Here is a 17356-nt window from a genome sequence, read left to right on the forward strand (position 1 = left end):
TCACTCTGCTTCAGCTCTCGCAAGCGCGGATCAGTTCCAGGGGGCCACATCAGTCGCGATAGGTGCCAGCTCCGAATCGAACGTCCACGATCCGATCATGCCGAAACCGAGCACCGATTCAGCGGTCTTGACAATTGCCCGCGCCGGATGGTGAATGACAGTGCGCCAGTTCGAGAAAGGGTCCATCGTGCAGCCTGGGGATGACAGTGTGTTGGATGGCTTTGCCCGACGGGCGGTTTCGCTGGAGGGCGCGGAGAAGACCGTCTACGTGGCCGGGTCCGGTCCGGCGGTGATCCTGATGCCGGAGATGCCCGGCATCAGCCCCGACGTGGTGCGACTCGCCCGGTGGGTGCGCGATGCCGGATTCACGGTGTACATGCCGTCGCTGTTCGGGGTCGACGGCGCATACCCCACCGTCGAACTCGGGGACCGGATCACGAGACGGGCGTGTATCAGCAAGGAGTTCCGCGCCTTCGGCGGCGGGGAGACCAGCCCGATCGCGGTGTGGCTGCGAGCATTGGCGCGGGTCGCACACGAAGAGTGCGGCGGTCCGGGTGTCGGCGCGATCGGTATGTGTTTCACCGGCAATTTCGCACTCACGATGACTCTCGAACCCTCCGTCATCGCCCCGGTCGTCAACCACCCCTCACTCCCCCTGGACAACCCGGCCGCCCTGGAGCTGTCCCCCGACGACGCCTCCGCAATCAAGCGACGCTTCGAACGCGACGACCTCCAAGCGCTCGCCTACCGCTTCGAGGGCGACAAGTGGTGCACAGCCCAACGTTTCGCCGCCTACCGCCAACTCCTCGGCGACCGCTTCGACGGCCGCGTAATCCCGGGCGAGTACGCCAACCCGGAGCCGCCCCCGTTCTTCCGCGACACGGTCGAGACCCCACACAGCGTGGTGACCGCCCACTTCGTAGACGAGGAAGGGCACCCGACCGTGCAAGCTCGGGACGAGATCCTGGCGTACCTACGCAGCAGGCTCCTCACGTCCATGCGGTGATAGCGATGGCGCCGCACCCCTCGATACAGCACCCGGACCGGACGCTCGATCTCTATAGCGGCATCAGCATCGCTGGTCGCGGTGGTCTGTCTACCCGGGCACGGCGGCACGAGTCTGCCCGCCCCCCGGACTGTGATACCCGTCGAAGAAGTACCCGGTCGAGCCGCGTGAGTGGACTGCCGCCAACTGCGAACAACGGCCAAAGGTGCGAGCACCGCATCGGGCCCAGCAGCACGGCATCCGCAAACCCCCGAGACGATCCCCCACCACCCCCAACAAACCCACCCCTTCATCGGTCGAGAATGTGCTGATGCAGGGGTGCTCTCGACGTTTACCTGCATCAGCGCATGGTGATCGCTTGTCCAATATCTGGGGGTCGGGTATGGGTGGCTGTGCGCAGACCTGAAAGGGACGGCGGGGGCATCGTGCATTGCGAGGTCGCCGTACATTGGCGGGCCAGCGCGGCCGACGCCGTGGCCGCAAGTGAGCGGGCGGGATATTCTGGCTGGTGCCCGCCGGGTAGCTCACGAGTAGCCAATGGTTGAGATCGATCCGCTCGAGACGCAGCGTGATGTTGGTATTGATGTCGTCACGGAGTTGAACGCTGCCGGTTTCGCGGGCGCGGAGGAGATCGGGCGGGGCGGGTTCGGGGAGGTGTATCGATGCACCCAGACCGAGGTGGACCGCACGGTGGCGGTGAAGGTGCTCACCGGCGAACTCGACGAGAATCGGGAGCGTTTCTTTCGCGAGCAACGTGCAATGGGGCGGCTGACCGGGCACCCGAATATTGTCGACATGCTCGAGGTCGGTGCGACCGGAAGCGGTCGCCCGTACCTGGTGATGCCCTACCACCGGCGCGGCTCGCTCGATGCGCGCATTCGCGGCGACGGCCCGTTACCGCTGCCGGAAGTGCTGCGCCTCGGAGTGAAGATCGCGGGTGCGCTGGAGACGGCGCATCGGGCCGAAATTCTGCATCGCGATATCAAGCCGGGAAACATCCTGCTCACCGACTACGGCGAACCCGCGTTGACGGACTTCGGTATCGCCCACATCGCCGGTGGGTTCGAGACGACGACCGGCACGATCACCGGTTCGCCGGCGTTCATCGCTGCCGAGGTGCTGAGCGGGGAGGCCCCGAGCCGGGCATCGGATGTGTACGGGGTTGGGGCCACATTGTTCTGTGCCCTGACCGGGCACGCGCCCTTCGAGCGCCGCAGCGGTGAACAGGTGGTCGCGCAGTTTCTGCGGATCACCGAGCAACCGGTCCCTGATCTGCGCGAGCGGGGAATCCCGGACGATATGTGCGCGGTGATCGAGTCGGCGATGTCGCGCGAGCCGCGGGACCGCCCGACCGCTGCGGCGCTGGGAGAGCAACTGCGGCAGGTAGAGCGCAATCATGGTTTCGCGGTCGACGAGATGGCCCTGCAAACCGAAGTGGGAGCCGAGCGTGCCTCAGTTGCGACATCGGTGCCTGCACCTGAGACAGGTGTGGGGAACTTGCCGCTCGAACTGACCAGCTTTGTCGATCGGCGGATCCAGGTGGCCGAGGTCAAGAACCTGCTGGCAGGGTCGCGTCTGGTGACGCTCACCGGGATGGGCGGGGTCGGCAAATCACGGCTCGCACTGCGAGCCGCCCACAAAATGAAACGGGACTTCGCCGGCGGTGTGTGGCTAGTCGAGTTGGGTGATCTGCGGGATGCGACATTGGTGGTCGACGTCGTGGCCGCCGCCCTCGGGCTGCGCAGCCAAGATGCGCGACCCGTACTCGAAGTGCTGGCGGAACTGTTGTCCCCGCGCAGCCTGCTGCTGGTGCTGGACAACTGCGAGCAGGTGATCGATGCGGTCGCGAAACTGACCGAGTCGCTGTTGCGGACCTGCCCGCAGTTGCGGATTCTGGCGACCAGCCGCGAGGCTCTGCGCCTGGGTGGGGAGTCGGTGTTTGCGGTGCCCCCGTTGGGGATTCCCGATTCGACGAGCAAGCCGACGCTGCGAGCAGCTGCCCGGTACGACGCTGTGACCTTGTTCGCCGAACGAGCTGCCGCGGCCGTACCGGGCTTCACGGTAACCGACGACACCAGCCTCAGCGTGGCCCGGATCTGCGCCCGACTGGACGGGTTGCCGTTGGCGATCGAGCTGGCCGCAGCCCGCCTGCGGACGATGTCGCCCGAGCAGATCCTGTCCCGGCTGGACGACCGATATGCCCTGCTGACTCGCGGGAGCCGTGGTGCCCCGATGCGGCAGCAGACCCTGCGATGGTGCATCGGCTGGAGCTATGACCTGTGCACCACGGTCGAGCAGCAACTGTGGCACCAACTGTCGGTCTTCTCGGGCGGTTTCGAACTCGACGCCGCCGAACAGGTGTGCAGCACCATCTTGACCGAGGCGGAATTGCTCGATGCGTTATCCGCGCTGGTGGACAAGTCGATCCTGATCCGCGAGGAAACCGATGGCACCATCCGCTTCCGGATGCTCGAGACCGTCCAGGAATACGGGAGGCAGAAAGCCGAAAACAGTGGAGAGTACCCGGAATACCTTCAGCGCCACCGGGATTGGTGCGAGCGATTGGCTCTCCGAGCAGAGGCGGAATGGATCAGCCCACATCAGCCATACTGGGTTGCCCGACTGGAACGGGAGTTGCCGAATCTGCGGAAGGCGCTGGAATCCAGCCTCACCGAGTCGCACGAGAGCGGGGTGCGAATTGTCGCCGCCTTATATCCCTTCTGGGTTTGGCGTGGGTGGCTCAGCGAGGGACGTCACTGGTGCGAACGCGCGCTCGCCCATACGACCGGTGTGCAGACCGCCGACCGAGCCAAGGCACTCTACGGAGCCACTGCCATGGCCGCGATGCAGGGTGAACCAGCAGCCACCACAGCCTATGTGGCCCAACTCCAGACCCTGGCCGAGCAGACGGCGGACCCCTGGGTCAGAGCCTTGCTTGCACATTCCGAGGGCACCAAGGCTCTCGCCGAGGACGACGGTGATCTGGCCCGCGCCGACAGAAACCTGGCCGACGCGGTAGGAATATACGAAGCACGCGGCGACCTCATATTGCAGCTGGACGCCCAGTTCTTGCTCGGATGGGCGCATGCACTGCAAGGCCACACATCGCAGGCCATTGCCTGTCTCGAGAAGACGATCGCCATCACCAAATCCTCCAAAGAAGCGTTGGAACGGGCGTGGGCGATGTGGGTAACGGGATTCGCGGAGTGGCGAGGGGGCGAGTCCAACCGGGCCGAGCAATTGTTGAAGGAGGGTCTTCGGTTGGCCGAACTGGTGGCCGATCCACTCGTCGCTGCGGCCTGTACGGAAATGCTGGCCTGGATCGCCAGCAAACAGCACCATGCCCGGCGCGCGGCTATCTTGATGGGTGCCGCCGACTCGTTGGGCAACGCTGCTTGCAGCTCCGCATACATATTTCGCAATTTGCGCGTTTATCACGAGGAATGCGCTCGGAACAGCCGCAAGGCGCTCGGACAACGAGCATTCGAGGCCGCCTACCGGGCGGGCGCCGCGATGAGTCTCGATGCCGCGGCCGGCTTCGCGCTCAGCGACGAATCCGAAGCCGCGCCGGTCCGTGCTCCGGCGGGGAATTTGACCAAGCGTGAGCGCCAGGTCGCTGATCTCGTCGCTCGAGGTCTGACCAACAAGGCGATCGCCGCCCAGCTGGTGATTTCGCAGCGCACCGCCGAGGGACACGTGGAACATATCCTGACCAAACTGGGCTTCACCTCGCGCACCCAGATCGCGGCGTGGGCCGCCGAGCAACTCTGAATCTTTCGGCTGTTACACACGCATTTCGCCCGTACAGTCACGCGCCGAGAAACAATCGTTCGTTCGGCAAGCGGTTTTCGGGCAGGCCTTCCTCGACGGTATGGAGCATTAATTCGATTGCGCACCAGCGCTTTCGCTGACAATCGCGGATCAGGTTGTATGCCGCGGCAACACCGGCTCGATAGTCGAAGGCCACTCCGCCCAGCCAGATGCGCAAGTGCACATCACCGTGCGCCGGGAACCCCGCTCCCCCGACGGGGCTCGCCTCCTGGGCCCGCCCACGTAGTCGCGGTGGCCGCTTCGCCGACGAACGGCGCGCATCGTGAACTGCACGCTGTCGATTCTGTGGATTCATGAGTGTCCTCGAGAGATAAATCCTGGCCTGTCGCCTGCAGCCTGCTTTCCGCGAGCACGATCAGCGACCGGAAAACTACCTAGCCCGCATACCTGTTTCTTTCTGCCTACGAAGGGACCGTGGCTCGACCGCTGAAGCCCGCCGGCGCTGCGACGGGCCGCAGAAGCGTGGATAGTCCAAGGGGCAGCACCTGGTCGACGCAGCCGCTGTAGGTAGTCAGGAGCGCAGCGATCGAGCCACGCGCGGATCTGCCACCAAGTCGTTGCATTGACGGTCGAGACTGGTCGAGTCCGAACCTCGACCGCTTGGCGCCGGATTCCGGGCGTCTGCACCACTACAGCCCACGACGTCACGGGCGTGCAGCAATCTGGATCGTGTACCGAGGGCGCTCGCGCCTGGACGCGGCGCATCAATGTAGAGCGCCGGCGACCGTGACGACACCGGCGAACGTCGCGACAGCGGTGCTGCCGATGGCGAGAACCCACAGGTCGCGCGCATCGGGCATGTCGGCACCGGATTCCAGGGCTTGCCGCACCTGCAGCCACCGGCGCAAGCCGGCGACCGGCGCGGCGACCGCCAGCAGGATCAGCACGGTACCGAGCAGGGAACGTACCGACCCAGTGCTGAATTCGGGGACCAGGTGCACCATTGCGATCCCACCGGCGAGTAGACCGAGCGAGGTTCGAATCCAGGCCAGAAAGGTCCGCTCACTGGCGAGTGTGAAGCGCTCATCCGGTCGCGAATCGGGTTCGATGGGAGTCGTATCTGCCACGTCACGTCACGTTAGGAGACCCAGGTCCCATTCTCGCGGCGCTCCGCACCAAAGTTCGATGCACCGATTGTCGCCACGTCACAATTCCGTGGGCCAGGACTGTGTCAGGCCGGGCAAAATGCGCAGCAACACCAGCGCGACTCGCTGCTTCAGCGTCTCGGTGTCGATGCTCCGACCCGACAGCCATTCGATTTCCGTGCCGGGCGAATCTACCCACGTTTGTCGTGGGCTCACAACGAGTCACACACACGTTGGCATGCGCTCACAAGCGCTCCCGTGCACGTCGACGCTAGCTTGTGACCATGATCACGTTACCTCCGCGAACCAAAGCGGATCTGTCCGCCCAGGTCGTGGCCACCACCGGCGCTGGCAGCGGAATCGGGAGCGAACTCGCCATACTGCGCGCCGCCCGCGGCGCGTCCCTCTCCCTGTACGACATCAATGAGGCCGGCCTCCTCGACACGGCCGAGGCGGTGCGATCCCCCGAGCGTGCGGTCCGCACCAGCCGGGTGGATATCTCCGACACAAAGCAGATGGCCAGGCGCTGCGCGTGGAACTCGAGCCGCACGGAATCGGGGGCACCACGATCTGCCCCGGTCGCCGCGGCGGCCCACATCGGATACGCGCTGTCTCGGGCCACCCCGCCGGTGGGTCGCGACGAAGCTCGCCGCCGTCACCGAATGAGCGTGCAGTGACATCGGTTTCCCCTCAGCCCTTGCGGGTTTCGGTATCCGATCGGCTCGAACGTCTGCCTATATGCCGCTGGCATCACATGGTCTGTGCCCTGATGATCGGCGCTTTCATGTTCGAGCTCATCGACCTCTATACGTTCGCGTTCAGCGCGCCGGCACTGATCGAGCACCTTGGATTCACAGTGCGTGATGTCGGCACCATCACCGCCGCCACCGGCGTCGGCGCGTTCATCGGAGCGTTCGCCGGTGGATGGGCGGCCGGGCGGTTCGGCCGCAAACCGACACTCGTCGCCTGCCTGCTGCTGTTCTCGGCGCCGTCGCTGCTCAACGCCGCAGCCTCGACACCCGAGTCGTTCGTGCTCCTGAGGTTCCTCATCGGAATCGGGTATCAGGGGATGACGGTGGTCGGTGCGGTCCTGCTGGCAGAGCTCGTCCCCGGCCGGGTGCGTGGCCGCGCCATCGCCTGGGTGATCACCATCGCCGGAATCGGTCCGACGTTGCTCGCGTGGCTCGCATTCGCCCTGATACCCAACTTTGAATGGGGATGGCGCGCGCTGTACATCGTCGGCGGGCTGGGGCTGTTGCTGGTGGGTCCCTTCCTTCGGCATCTACCGGAGTCACCGCGCTGGCTCGAGTCCCGCGCGAACCTGGTCCGCGCCGATTCGATAATGACCGGCATCGAGGAAGCAGTGCGCGCGGCCGGGCACACGATCACACCCCTGCCGGCATCTGTACCCGCCCCGATTGCGACCTCTACGTCGACAGAAAACCGCGGCAGCGGGATTCGCACCCTCTTCCGGGAGGGATACGGCAAACGATTCGTCGTCGCCTGCGCATTATGGATTCTCGGTGTGGTCGCCTACTTCGGGTTCACCGGATGGCTGTCGACGCTGCTGAAACTGAAGGGGTATGACCTCGGTCAATCGACACTTATCACCGCGGTCGTCACCACCGTCGGTGTGCTGGGATTTTTCGCAAGCACCATGGTGACCGATCGTTGGCAGCGCAAGCATTCCCTCGCCGTCATCGGCACCGTGTTGGGCATAGTCGCGTTGCTGTTCACCGCGGGAAATTCCACCGCCTACGTCCTGGGAATCGGTTGCGTGCTCCAGGTCCTGTTCCAGGTCGTCGTACCGCTCACGCAGACGTATTCGGCCGAGATCTTCCCCACCCGCTTCCGATCGATAGGCTCTGGCTGGGCCAGCGCCTCGGCCCGGCTCGGCAATATTCTCGGCGCATTCGCCATCACAGCGATTCTGGATAACTTCGGAATCCCCGCGGTCTTCTACTTCATCGCTGCCCTCATGTTCATCCTCGCCATGGTCATGGCGTTCCTCGGGGAGTCCACGAGCGGCTCCCTCGAACGGTCCGATGAAGTTGCCGACCCCGAGAGCGCGGTCCCAGCCGGCGGGAACTGACGCCGGACAGTCGCACCGATCGTCAGCACCCGGTCCTGCCGGAATAAGCGAACGGCCCTGAACGACGGTCTGCCGCTCGGCCCACTGGCCAACCCACACCCGCAGTCTTTCCCCGACTTACGCGCTCATCGCGCAAAGAACCCATACAGACAGCGCTTTCGCCAGCACTGAGCAGAGGAGCAATGCATGGCATTGAACGAGTACACCCCCGGCACCGCCTTTTCGGGGACAGTCGGCCCCACCATCGACCAATCCAGTCCCGCCTGGCCGAGGCCGGTCCGTGCCGCCGCGGGCGCACCGAATGTGGTGCTGATCGTGTTCGACGACGTCGGCTACGGACAATTGGGGTGTTACGGCAGCCCGATCGCCACGCCCCGCCTCGATGAGCTGGCTGCCGATGGCCTGCTCTACAGCAATATGCACACCACCGCGCTGTGCTCACCGTCGCGCTCGTGCATCATCACCGGACGCAATCATCACGCCAACGGGATGGCGGCGGTCACCGAGTTCTCCACCGGTTACCCCGGATACGACGGAAACATCCCGTTCTCCAATGGGTTTCTCTCGGAGATGCTGCTGGCGCGCGGTTACAACACCTACGCGATCGGCAAGTGGCACCTGACCCCCGCCGACCAAGAATCGCCCGCCGGCCCCTACAACCGCTGGCCGCTGGGACGCGGTTTCGAGCGCTTCTACGGTTTCCTCGGCGGCGACACCAGCCAGTGGTACCCGGATCTGGTCCACGACAACCACCAGATCGAGCCGGAACGCACTCCCGAAGAGGGCTACCACCTGAGCGAAGACTTGGCGGACAAGGCAATCCAGTTCGTCGCCGACGCCAAACAGGCGGCACCGGACAAGCCGTTCTTCCTCTACTTCTGTCCTGCCGCCGCCCATGCTCCACACCATGTGCCCAGGGAGTGGGCCGACCGCTACAAGGGCCGATTCGACGAGGGCTGGGAGGCCTATCGGGAAATGGTGTTCGAACGGCAGAAGCAGATGGGCGTCATCCCCGCCGATGCCGAGCTGTCCGACCGCGATCCCGATGTGCCGGAGTGGAACTCACTGAGTCCCGACGCGCGCCGACTGGCAGCCCGGATGATGGAGGTGTACGCCGGCTTCCTCACCCACACCGACCACCACATCGGCCGCGTGCTGGACTTCCTGAAGGAGATCGGCGAATTCGACAACACCATCGTCGCCGTGGTTTCCGACAATGGCGCCAGCTCGGAGGGCGGTGTCACCGGCACGACCAACGAGCTGCAGTTCTTCAACAACGCGCAAGAGCCGCTGGAAGACAGCCTCAGGGACATCGACGAACTCGGCGGCCCCGACACCTTCAACCACTATCCGTGGGGCTGGACCTGGGCCGGCAATACCCCGTTCCGGCGGTGGAAGCGTGAGACCTACCGCGGCGGCACCAGCGACCCGTTCCTGATCCACTGGCCGCGCGGCATCGCGGCTCGCGGCGAGGTGCGCACCCAGTACGCACATTTGATCGACATCATGCCCACCCTGCTCGACCTGCTCGACATCGAGCCGCCGGAATTGATCAATGGTGTGGCACAAACCCCGCTGCACGGCGTCAGCTTCGCCCACACCCTCGATGATCCCGCCGCGCCGACCCGCCGCCACACCCAGTACTTCGAGATGCTCGGCCACCGCGCGATCGATCACGACGGCTGGCGAGCGGTATGCCCTTGGCCGGGGCCGTCTTTCGCCGAATCCGAGCGACCATTCGGCACTCCGATCATGGCCCAGGACCTCGCGGACCTGGATGCCAGCCACTGGGAGCTGTACCACGTGGCAGAGGACTTCGCCGAGAACCACGATGTGGCCGCCCAGTACCCCGACAAGCTCGCCGAGCTGATCCGGCTGTGGTACGTCGAGGCCGAGAAGTACCAGGTCCTTCCCATCGACGGCAGAGCGATGGCCCGGCTGTTGGACGAGCGACCTCAACTCACCGAGAACCGCACCCGATACACCCTCCGGCCCGACACCCAGATGCTGCCCGCAGCGGTCGCACCCCGACTGTTCAACCGGCCGCACAGCATCACCGCTGAGGTGACCATCCCCACCGACGGGGCCGAGGGAGTGCTGCTGTGCGAGGGCGGCTACACCGGCGGTTGGTCGTTCTACCTGCAGCACGGCCGACTGCACTACGTGCACAACTATGTGCGCCGGTCCTGGTTCACCGTGTCCTCCGAGGAAGCGATTCCGGCCGGGCGCCACCGGCTCGGCTTCGAGTTCCAACCCACCGGACTCCCCAATTTCATGCAGGGCAAGGGCGCGCCCGGCCGTGCGTTGCTGTACCTCGACGACCGCCTTGTCGGCCAGGCCGAATTCCCGGTCACCACGCCGATCATCTTCAACCCGGGCGGCCTGCGCTGCGGCGCCAACCCGGGGTCGGTGGTGACGACGGAGTACCAGGCGCCGTTCCGATTCACCGGCACCCTGCACAGCGCGACCGTCGACATTTCCGGCACTTCGATCACCGATACCGCAAGCGAAATACGCGCGGCCATGGCTCGGCAGTAGTCGCCGTGCGCTGAACGTCACGGGTGCGCGTTCGCACCCGTTCATCAGATCCACCCCCACAGGGGCGGCGGGCGGCGCGGTTACGACCGCCGCGGCGCCCGCCTTCGTGGACCTTTTCAAAACAAGGTGAGGAAAACAATGAGAATACGATGGTCAGCATTCGCGGCCGCCTCGACAGTCGCCGGCGTCGTGCTGACAGCAGCGACCGCGACAGCCGCGCCGACCGACGTCTCCCCCGAGGTGTCGTACCGGTCACAACTGACAACCGACCAATCGGTGGTCACCATCCTAGAGAACGGGACCTTCGCGTTGTCGGACGATGGCAGCGCGGTCTCGATCTTCAATAACGCGGGACGCGTCCTGGACTCACTGCCGTTGCGGGTCCGAATCGACGATCAAACGCTCCCGGTCCGGCACCAGATCGCGCCCGACGGTCACACTCTCACCTTGACCCCGGACGTCGCCGCGATTCGACGCGACGAATTGAAACCCGTTGCGTCACCGGTAGAGAACCAGCTCGCGATGAACGACCTCATCAATGCCGTCAGCATCGGCACGTCGGTGGGAAGCCTGCTCGGCACGGCCGTCGGAGCGGTTCTCGGCGTGGGCGTCGGCGTCGCGCTCGCCGGCGCATCCTGTCTGGTGCTGAGCCTGGGATGTGTTGTTGCCGTGCTGCCCATCGTCGCCCTCGCCGGCGGCGTCGGCGGGATGGCGGGCCTGGTCGTCGGCGGCGGTCCGACGGCGGCGATCGCGGTGTACCAGTACCTCACCACACTCAACGCCCCGCCCGGAACCAGCAAGTACGCACCGGACCTGCATGGTCATGCCGAATCCCCCTCCGCCACACCGGGAGCCACGCAATGATCGCGCGAAACGATGCGCACCCGGTCTCACAGCGTGCGTGGCTAGGTGTCCTGACGGCCGTCGTCGCTACCGGGATCGCCGCACCGCCCGCAATCGCCGACGCACCGCCGTCGCCATCGGTGCACTATCGCATCGAGGTCGTGGGCGACCGTGTGATGACCACGGTCGACAACGCCCACTTCGCTGTCGCGGCGAGTCGTGAACAGGTCGAACTGCGCGACTCCGCAGGTCAAGTGCTGGATTCACTGCCGATGGCCTATTCGATCGACGGTGCGGTTCATCCTCTTGCGGAGTCGATCTCCGAAGACGGGCGCACCCTGACGCTGCAACCCGATGTGAGCCATGTCGAGCTTGCGCCGCGAACCGTCGCATCGCCGTTGGAGGACCAGCGCGCCCTGACCGAACTGGCCGACTCGCTCAGCCGCGGCCCGCTGCTCGGAACAGTGGTGGGGACCGTGGTCGGCGCCGTGGTCGGCGCTGCGATCGGCGCCGCATCGTGCCTGATCGTCGGGCCCGCCTGCGTCGCAACCATCCCAGCGGCCGCACTGGCTTTCGCCGCCGCGGGCGGGGTGGCCGGCACGCTGGCCGGCGGCGGCATCGCGCTGGCCGGCGGCCTGTGGAAGTATCTCTCGACACTTCAGGCGGCGCCCGGACAGAGTCCTTACGCCGACCGTGACGCGGTGGAAACACCGGATGGCGTCGTCGTCCCCGACGCCAACCTGCGGCTGCCGAGCGGGTCAGCGAGCGGCATCCGCACCGGGTCGTCCTCCGGTTCGGCACGCTGATGACATACGGCATCATCCCCGGCGAACCATCGCCGGGGATGATGCCGGTGCATGGTCGACCGCAGGCGGTACAGCTACCGCATTTAGATCTTGGGGACGATTGCGGGATCCGGTCCGATCAGCGCCGGGATGCGCGGTGGCGACATCGTCTCCAGCGCACCGGAACTCACCCGCCTGACCCTGAACATCGCCGCGGTGCACCACGAGTGGTTCCCGAGCGCTGGGTTTGTCTGTCTCGAGCGATGCCAGTGACGTCGGAGGCGAGGCGCGCGGCCGGGAGTGTGCGCGAATCTCCGGTTATGCGAGCCCTCCCCCGGGCCAGAGGGTTTCGCGAAATCTGATGCGGACCTCGCTCGGGTCGAGGTAGGGCGAGTGGTGCTCTATTCCGGATGATGGCCTCCGACATTGCGTTACGGCAAACGAATCGATGGCCTATGTAACTGTTTCGCCAGAAAACAAGAACGCCAGCAATTTCTGGGTACAAGTCGTGCAAGCCGGGCCGGACCCGGAGGCACGAAAAATGAATGAAGTACGACCATGCGTAGAGCAACGGCGCTCTTCGCCGCATTACTGTTGGCCATCCTCCTTTCCATCACATACGCGACGATCCCGCACGCGCACGCCGATGACTGTACTGGCGACTGGGCCATCGGCATCGGCGGTCTCGGGGACAACACCTCGTCGGTGTTCACCCCATTTGTGAATCAGCCTGTCGGATACAACTCCGCCGACCCGATGTCGGGGTTGAACGAACTCGACCGGCTGTTCTGGGTGCATCGCAGCCAATGCCCGGGCGACCACATCAGATTGATCGGGCACAGCGAGGGCGCGGGTATCGTCCACGCCTGGGTCACCGCACACCAGGATGTCGGCAATGCCAATGCCATTCTCCTGTCGGATCCCAAGCGAGCCGCCGGCCCCGGATGGGCCGGATTGTCGTCGACACCCGGGAGCGGGATCATCGGTTATCCACTGGCCGGTGTCGACGATTGGTTCGGCGATTTCCCGGTGTTGACCGTGTGCAACCACGACGACCAGATCTGCGACACCTCGGCTGGTTGGTGGGGTTATCTCTTCGGAGGCGCACATGGTCGCTACGATTTCAACGTCTGGGACTACGGTGACTGGGATTCCGGTGTCTGGTACCGGTAGCCAGTGATTCATGGGGATCAGTAGCCATGCGGCACTGGTCCCCATTGGCTGAACCCGTGCCCCATCGAGGTACACACTGCCGCACCTTGAAAGGTGATCTGGCAGTTCGCTCCGGCATAGGTGACCGAATACTGTGGATCGTGGTAGTTCTCGGGTGTAAGGCGCGGCAATAATGGATTTCCGCCCGGCAGCGTGTGACTGCGGTTGGCGTTCCACTGCGGATGCGCCGGCCACATAGCCGAATCGATAATGATGGCAGGCACATTCGGCAACGACATCTGCATTCCGGCATACAGCACGTCCATCGACGAAGCCGGGACTGCGAGGTCGCATCCCACCACGCCATCCGCACCGATCGAGCAGTTCCAATCGCCCAAAGCGAAATACTCTGTGCCACCGATCAGCACCGGACCGGGCGCATCATCGGCGTGCCCGGCGCCCACCCCGAGCAGGCATGCAACCATCCCGAGAATTCCCCCGCAAACCCGTGCGGCGGCAACCTTCACAGCCCTGGACACGGAATCTCCCTCGATGAACAGCGAGATTTTGGTCTAGTTGACCATAGAGAAAAACTATCACGATACGGCGCAATCGCAAAAGATCTGTCGAGGGGGCTTTCACAGAAAATCGACCGCCGTTTGAGCACACCGACCCCGAAATCAGCGACAGGGCAGCAGATTCGCTTTGCACGGCGAAAGATCTGCACAGTCACGCCAACCGATCGGCCGGTGTCCCGTTTTCAGGGATTCGTGGCCCAAGAAGTGGGCCGCCGCCCGCCCATACCGCGAAGACTGGAGCGCGTGCTCGCGCTGCGCGCACATCGACGCGACGAAAGGAAGGCGACCATGGCGGGCAATCCGCACGGCATCTCGCTCGAGCCCGCGGCCCAGGCATTCGTGGACGCGACTTCGGAGCCGCCCTTCCGGTACCAGATGGCGCCGGAGGCGGGCCGCAAAACCGTTGCCGGCGTACAGGATTCGCCGATCATCAAACTGGTGGTCGACCACACCAACGCGGCCGAAGCCGCGGTCGCACCAGCGGTCGGCGTCCTGGCCCAGGCCCTGCGAGACTGATACGTTTCGCATGGATCGTGACGCATTGACGGTGGTGCCCGAAGCTGCCGCAGCACCGACTATTCGACCATCTGTCCGGGCGAACGCGTTCCGCGCCCTGCGGTCGAAACCGTTCCGCTGGTATTTTGCGGGCCAGATTGCTTCTGCCAGTGGAACATTCGTGCAGGCGACCGCGATCGGCTGGCTGGTGCTGCAGTTGACCGGCTCACCGGCCTCGCTGGGCATGGTGCTGGCAGCGGGCGGGGTGCCGCCGCTGCTACTCGGACCGTGGGGCGGAGTGGTCGACGATCTGATGGTCGTGCGCGGCGAGGCGACCAGTACGCCGGTGGCCGAGTTCTGGGGGGCTGCCCCCACCGGCAAGTCCTTCCGGACGATGGCCATCGACGTGTTCACCGTCCGCGACGGAAAGCTCGCCACGGCCACCACATCGAGAATTGGGCGACGGCGCTCGAGCAGTTGCGCGCCTCGTAGGCGGCTTTTCGGCCGCCAGGACGATGAGCTCGGTGACGGCGGCCGCGGCGGCCGACTCGATGCGCCCGGGTATGCGGCTACAGTCCTGCGAGGCCGATGAACTCGTGCACCGAGCGGATGCAAGCGGAGCCGTCGCCGACGGCCGCGGCGATGCGCTTCATCGATCCGGCGCGCACGTCGCCGACCGCGAAGATCCCCGGCACGCTCGTCTCGAACGGCAACGGACCACGACCGAGCTTGTCCCACATGTCGTCTGCGGTGTCGGGGCCCAGTGCGACATCCGTGAGCACGAATCTGTGGGAGTCGAGGCGGATATCCGACAGCCAGGAGGTTTCCGGGTCGGCTCCGATGAAGCAGAACAGACCGGCACACAGGAGCCGGTGCTGTTCCGGCGAATCCTCGCCGGACACGGCGATCGCTTCCAATCGATCACCGCCGTGCAGAGCGATGACCTCGGTTTCGAGCCGGACATCGATCGCGGGGTCGGCCTCGACGCGGTGGGCCAGATAGCTCGACATCCCGGCGTACAGATCCCCCGACCGGACCACGAGGGTGACGGCGCAACCTCGGCCGGCCAGGAACAGAGCAGCTTGTCCGGCCGAGTTCGCACCGCCGATCACCGCCACGGGCAGGCAGGATGCCGGAGATCGAGCCCAAATTACGACTCCGATCTTGCCAGGACAAACCATGGAGAGATCGAGGAGCTCAATCGAACTACGGAACTTCCGAATCGCAGGAGAATGAGCACATGGTGACCTATTCCGAACACGCCGAGGAATTGACAGCGGCCGACGAGATGGCCGCCCCGCTCGATTTGCTGCTGACAAGTTCGGCCATCGGCATCAGCCGCCGCCTGCTGCCCAACAACTCCTGGAGCCGGCTTGCGGTGCACCTGGCCCGCCGTCCGCGCGCAGTCGGGAAACGGGTCTCGGCGTTGGGTCAGGAATTGGTGGACATCGCGCGTGGACGCTCGCAGGTCGCCCCGGCCAAGCCGGATAAGCGGTTCGCCGATCCCGCCTGGCAGAGCAATCCACTGCTCAAGCGCGCCATGCAGGTGTATCTGGCCGCGGGCGAGACCGCAGAGACCATGCTGACCGACGCTCACTTGGACTGGCGCGACGACCAGTGGATGCGTTTCGTGGTCGACAACGCGGTCGATGCACTGGCTCCGAGTAACAATCCGCTGCTCAACCCGCTGGGCTGGAAGGCGCTCATCGATACCGGCGGGCTCAGCGCCCTACGCGGGCTGCGGCATTTCGTCACCGATATGGCCGGTGCGCCACGAATTCCGGCGATGGTGGAGCCGGACGCGTTCGCCGTCGGCGAGAACCTCGCCGTCACCCCGGGATCGGTCGTGCTGCGCACCGATGTCTTCGAACTCATCCAGTACGCACCGCGCACCGAAAAGGTGCGCACGGTTCCGCTGCTCATGGTGCCGCCGGTGATCAACAAGTTCTACGTCATGGATATCGCACCGGGTCGCAGCATGATCGAGTACTTCCTCACCCAGGGGCAGCAGGTGTTCGCCATATCGTGGCGCAATCCCACCGCCACGCAGCGCGAGTGGGGATTCGACAGCTACGGGCAAGCCATCCTCGACGCGCTGGCCGCCGTGCAGCGCATCACTGGCAGCGAGCGCACCCATCTGCAGGCCTCCTGCTCCGGCGGCATTCTCGCGGCCATGACCGCAGCCCACCTCACCGAGATCGGGCAGGACCATCGGCTGGCCGGGTTGACGCTCATGGTGACGGTGCTGGACGAGAGTCACGCCGGATTCGCCGCGGCCACCCTCGACGAGGAGACCGCCAAAATGGCGATCGCGATGTCGGCGCGCAAAGGGTACCTGGACGGCCGGGCGCTGGCCGAGATGTTCGCCTGGCTGCGGCCCAACGATCTGGTGTGGCGGTACTGGGTCAACAACTACCTGCAGGGACGTCAGCCCGCCCCGTTCGACGTGCTGTTCTGGAACGCCGACACCACGCGGATGACCGCGACGCTGCACCGCGACATGGTCATGCTCGGCGTGCACAATGCGCTGACCGTCCCGAACTCTGTGAGCATGCTCGGCACGCCGGTCGATCTGTCGCGGGTGACCGCGGACAGCTACGTGGTCGCCGGATTGACCGACCACATCTCTCCCTGGCAGGCGTGCTATCGCAGCGCGCGGCTGCTGGGCAGCAAGGATCAGCGGTTCGTGTTGTCCACCAGCGGCCACATCGCCGCCCTGGTGAATCCGCCGGGAAATCCCAAGGCCGCCTATCGGATCGGGCCCACCGACGATGCCGATCCCGGCAGGTGGGTGAATTCGGCACCACAGCAGCGGGATTCGTGGTGGCCCGATTTCGTGCTCTGGCTCGCCGAACGTAGCGGGCCACTGCGTGACGCGCCCGCCGGGCTCGGCTGCCCGGAACTGCCACCGCTGGAGCCGGCGCCCGGAAAATACGTGCTCGCACGCTGAA

The 17356-nt window shown here is 65.2% G+C and carries 15 protein-coding genes; 11 read left to right on the plus strand and 4 right to left on the minus strand.

The window, feature by feature from the left end:
* The first annotated feature begins 154 nt into the window (after positions 1 to 154).
* Entirely contained in the window at positions 155 to 1006 is an 852-nt protein-coding gene (locus tag ACWEO2_RS27955; RefSeq protein WP_452408039.1) for a dienelactone hydrolase family protein, read from the plus strand.
* A gap of 537 nt (positions 1007 to 1543) precedes the next feature.
* Entirely contained in the window at positions 1544 to 4777 is a 3234-nt protein-coding gene (locus tag ACWEO2_RS27960) for a protein kinase domain-containing protein (protein ID WP_452408040.1), read from the plus strand.
* Between the two features lie 37 nt (positions 4778 to 4814).
* On the opposite strand, the gene ACWEO2_RS27965 is transcribed toward ACWEO2_RS27960, so the two are convergent.
* Positions 4815 to 4994 (minus strand): hypothetical protein, encoded by a 180-nt coding sequence (locus ACWEO2_RS27965; RefSeq protein WP_452408041.1) that lies wholly within the window; start codon positions 4992 to 4994, stop codon positions 4815 to 4817.
* Positions 4995 to 5541: 547 nt separating this feature from the next.
* On the minus strand, positions 5542 to 5886 hold the full coding sequence (locus tag ACWEO2_RS27970) for a YidH family protein (protein ID WP_452408160.1): 345 nt from the start codon (positions 5884 to 5886) through the stop codon (positions 5542 to 5544).
* Between the two features lie 320 nt (positions 5887 to 6206).
* Between ACWEO2_RS27970 and ACWEO2_RS27975 the strand changes: the two genes are divergently transcribed.
* The 6 genes from ACWEO2_RS27975 to ACWEO2_RS28000 all read left to right on the plus strand — a co-directional run bounded on the left by ACWEO2_RS27975 (position 6207) and on the right by ACWEO2_RS28000 (position 13353).
* Positions 6207 to 6599 (plus strand): SDR family NAD(P)-dependent oxidoreductase, encoded by a 393-nt coding sequence (locus ACWEO2_RS27975; protein WP_452408042.1) that lies wholly within the window; start codon positions 6207 to 6209, stop codon positions 6597 to 6599.
* Complete coding sequence (locus ACWEO2_RS27980) at positions 6596 to 8014, plus strand: MFS transporter (RefSeq protein WP_452408043.1); 1419 nt, start codon at positions 6596 to 6598, stop codon at positions 8012 to 8014. Before ACWEO2_RS27975 ends, ACWEO2_RS27980 begins: the two co-directional genes overlap by 4 nt.
* Positions 8015 to 8200: 186 nt before the next feature.
* Positions 8201 to 10552 (plus strand): arylsulfatase, encoded by a 2352-nt coding sequence (locus tag ACWEO2_RS27985; protein WP_452408044.1) that lies wholly within the window; start codon positions 8201 to 8203, stop codon positions 10550 to 10552.
* 138 nt (positions 10553 to 10690) lie between these two features.
* On the plus strand, positions 10691 to 11416 hold the full coding sequence (locus ACWEO2_RS27990) for a hypothetical protein (protein WP_452408045.1): 726 nt from the start codon (positions 10691 to 10693) through the stop codon (positions 11414 to 11416).
* A complete protein-coding gene (locus tag ACWEO2_RS27995; RefSeq protein WP_452408046.1) occupies positions 11413 to 12201 on the plus strand; it encodes a hypothetical protein in 789 nt (262 codons plus the stop codon). Before ACWEO2_RS27990 ends, ACWEO2_RS27995 begins: the two co-directional genes overlap by 4 nt.
* 537 nt (positions 12202 to 12738) lie before the next feature.
* Positions 12739 to 13353 (plus strand): cutinase family protein, encoded by a 615-nt coding sequence (locus ACWEO2_RS28000; RefSeq protein WP_452408047.1) that lies wholly within the window; start codon positions 12739 to 12741, stop codon positions 13351 to 13353.
* A gap of 17 nt (positions 13354 to 13370) precedes the next feature.
* Here ACWEO2_RS28000 and ACWEO2_RS28005 read toward each other — a convergent pair whose 3' ends face one another.
* The gene (locus tag ACWEO2_RS28005; RefSeq protein WP_452408048.1) at positions 13371 to 13859 is read right to left on the minus strand and encodes a hypothetical protein; all 489 of its coding nucleotides are present in this window, start codon (positions 13857 to 13859) and stop codon (positions 13371 to 13373) included.
* A 294-nt stretch (positions 13860 to 14153) separates the two neighbouring features.
* On the opposite strand from ACWEO2_RS28005, the gene ACWEO2_RS28010 reads away from it, so the two are divergent.
* Together ACWEO2_RS28010 and ACWEO2_RS28015 are read left to right on the plus strand one after the other, a co-directional pair.
* Entirely contained in the window at positions 14154 to 14426 is a 273-nt protein-coding gene (locus tag ACWEO2_RS28010; protein ID WP_452408049.1) for a hypothetical protein, read from the plus strand.
* A 10-nt stretch (positions 14427 to 14436) separates the two neighbouring features.
* Positions 14437 to 14997, plus strand: a complete 561-nt coding sequence (locus ACWEO2_RS28015; RefSeq protein ID WP_452408050.1) for an MFS transporter — start codon at positions 14437 to 14439, stop codon at positions 14995 to 14997.
* Here the strand turns inward: ACWEO2_RS28015 and ACWEO2_RS28020 are convergent.
* Positions 14975 to 15523 carry an NAD(P)/FAD-dependent oxidoreductase gene (locus ACWEO2_RS28020; RefSeq protein WP_452408051.1) on the minus strand — a complete coding sequence of 183 codons (549 nt, stop codon included), beginning with the start codon at positions 15521 to 15523 and terminating at the stop codon, positions 14975 to 14977. The genes ACWEO2_RS28015 and ACWEO2_RS28020 overlap by 23 nt on opposite strands.
* Before the next feature lie 122 nt (positions 15524 to 15645).
* Between ACWEO2_RS28020 and ACWEO2_RS28025 the strand changes: the two genes are divergently transcribed.
* Positions 15646 to 17355, plus strand: a complete 1710-nt coding sequence (locus ACWEO2_RS28025) for a PHA/PHB synthase family protein (protein ID WP_452408052.1) — start codon at positions 15646 to 15648, stop codon at positions 17353 to 17355.
* Position 17356: the final 1 nt, after the last annotated feature.

Source organism: Nocardia sp. NPDC004278, from assembly GCF_053602975.1.

Excerpts from the sequence above, each read along its gene's own strand:
- ACWEO2_RS27955 (WP_452408039.1), top strand. The coding sequence starts at position 155 with ATGACAGTGCGCCAGTTCGAGAAAGGGTCCATCGTGCAGCCTGGGGAT.
- ACWEO2_RS27960 (WP_452408040.1), top strand. The coding sequence starts at position 1,544 with ATGGTTGAGATCGATCCGCTCGAGACGCAGCGTGATGTTGGTATTGAT.
- ACWEO2_RS27975 (WP_452408042.1), top strand. The coding sequence starts at position 6,207 with ATGATCACGTTACCTCCGCGAACCAAAGCGGATCTGTCCGCCCAGGTC.
- ACWEO2_RS27985 (WP_452408044.1), top strand. The coding sequence starts at position 8,201 with ATGGCATTGAACGAGTACACCCCCGGCACCGCCTTTTCGGGGACAGTC.
- ACWEO2_RS27990 (WP_452408045.1), top strand. The coding sequence starts at position 10,691 with ATGAGAATACGATGGTCAGCATTCGCGGCCGCCTCGACAGTCGCCGGC.
- ACWEO2_RS27995 (WP_452408046.1), top strand. The coding sequence starts at position 11,413 with ATGATCGCGCGAAACGATGCGCACCCGGTCTCACAGCGTGCGTGGCTA.
- ACWEO2_RS28000 (WP_452408047.1), top strand. The coding sequence starts at position 12,739 with ATGCGTAGAGCAACGGCGCTCTTCGCCGCATTACTGTTGGCCATCCTC.
- ACWEO2_RS28015 (WP_452408050.1), top strand. The coding sequence starts at position 14,437 with ATGGATCGTGACGCATTGACGGTGGTGCCCGAAGCTGCCGCAGCACCG.
- ACWEO2_RS28025 (WP_452408052.1), top strand. The coding sequence starts at position 15,646 with ATGGTGACCTATTCCGAACACGCCGAGGAATTGACAGCGGCCGACGAG.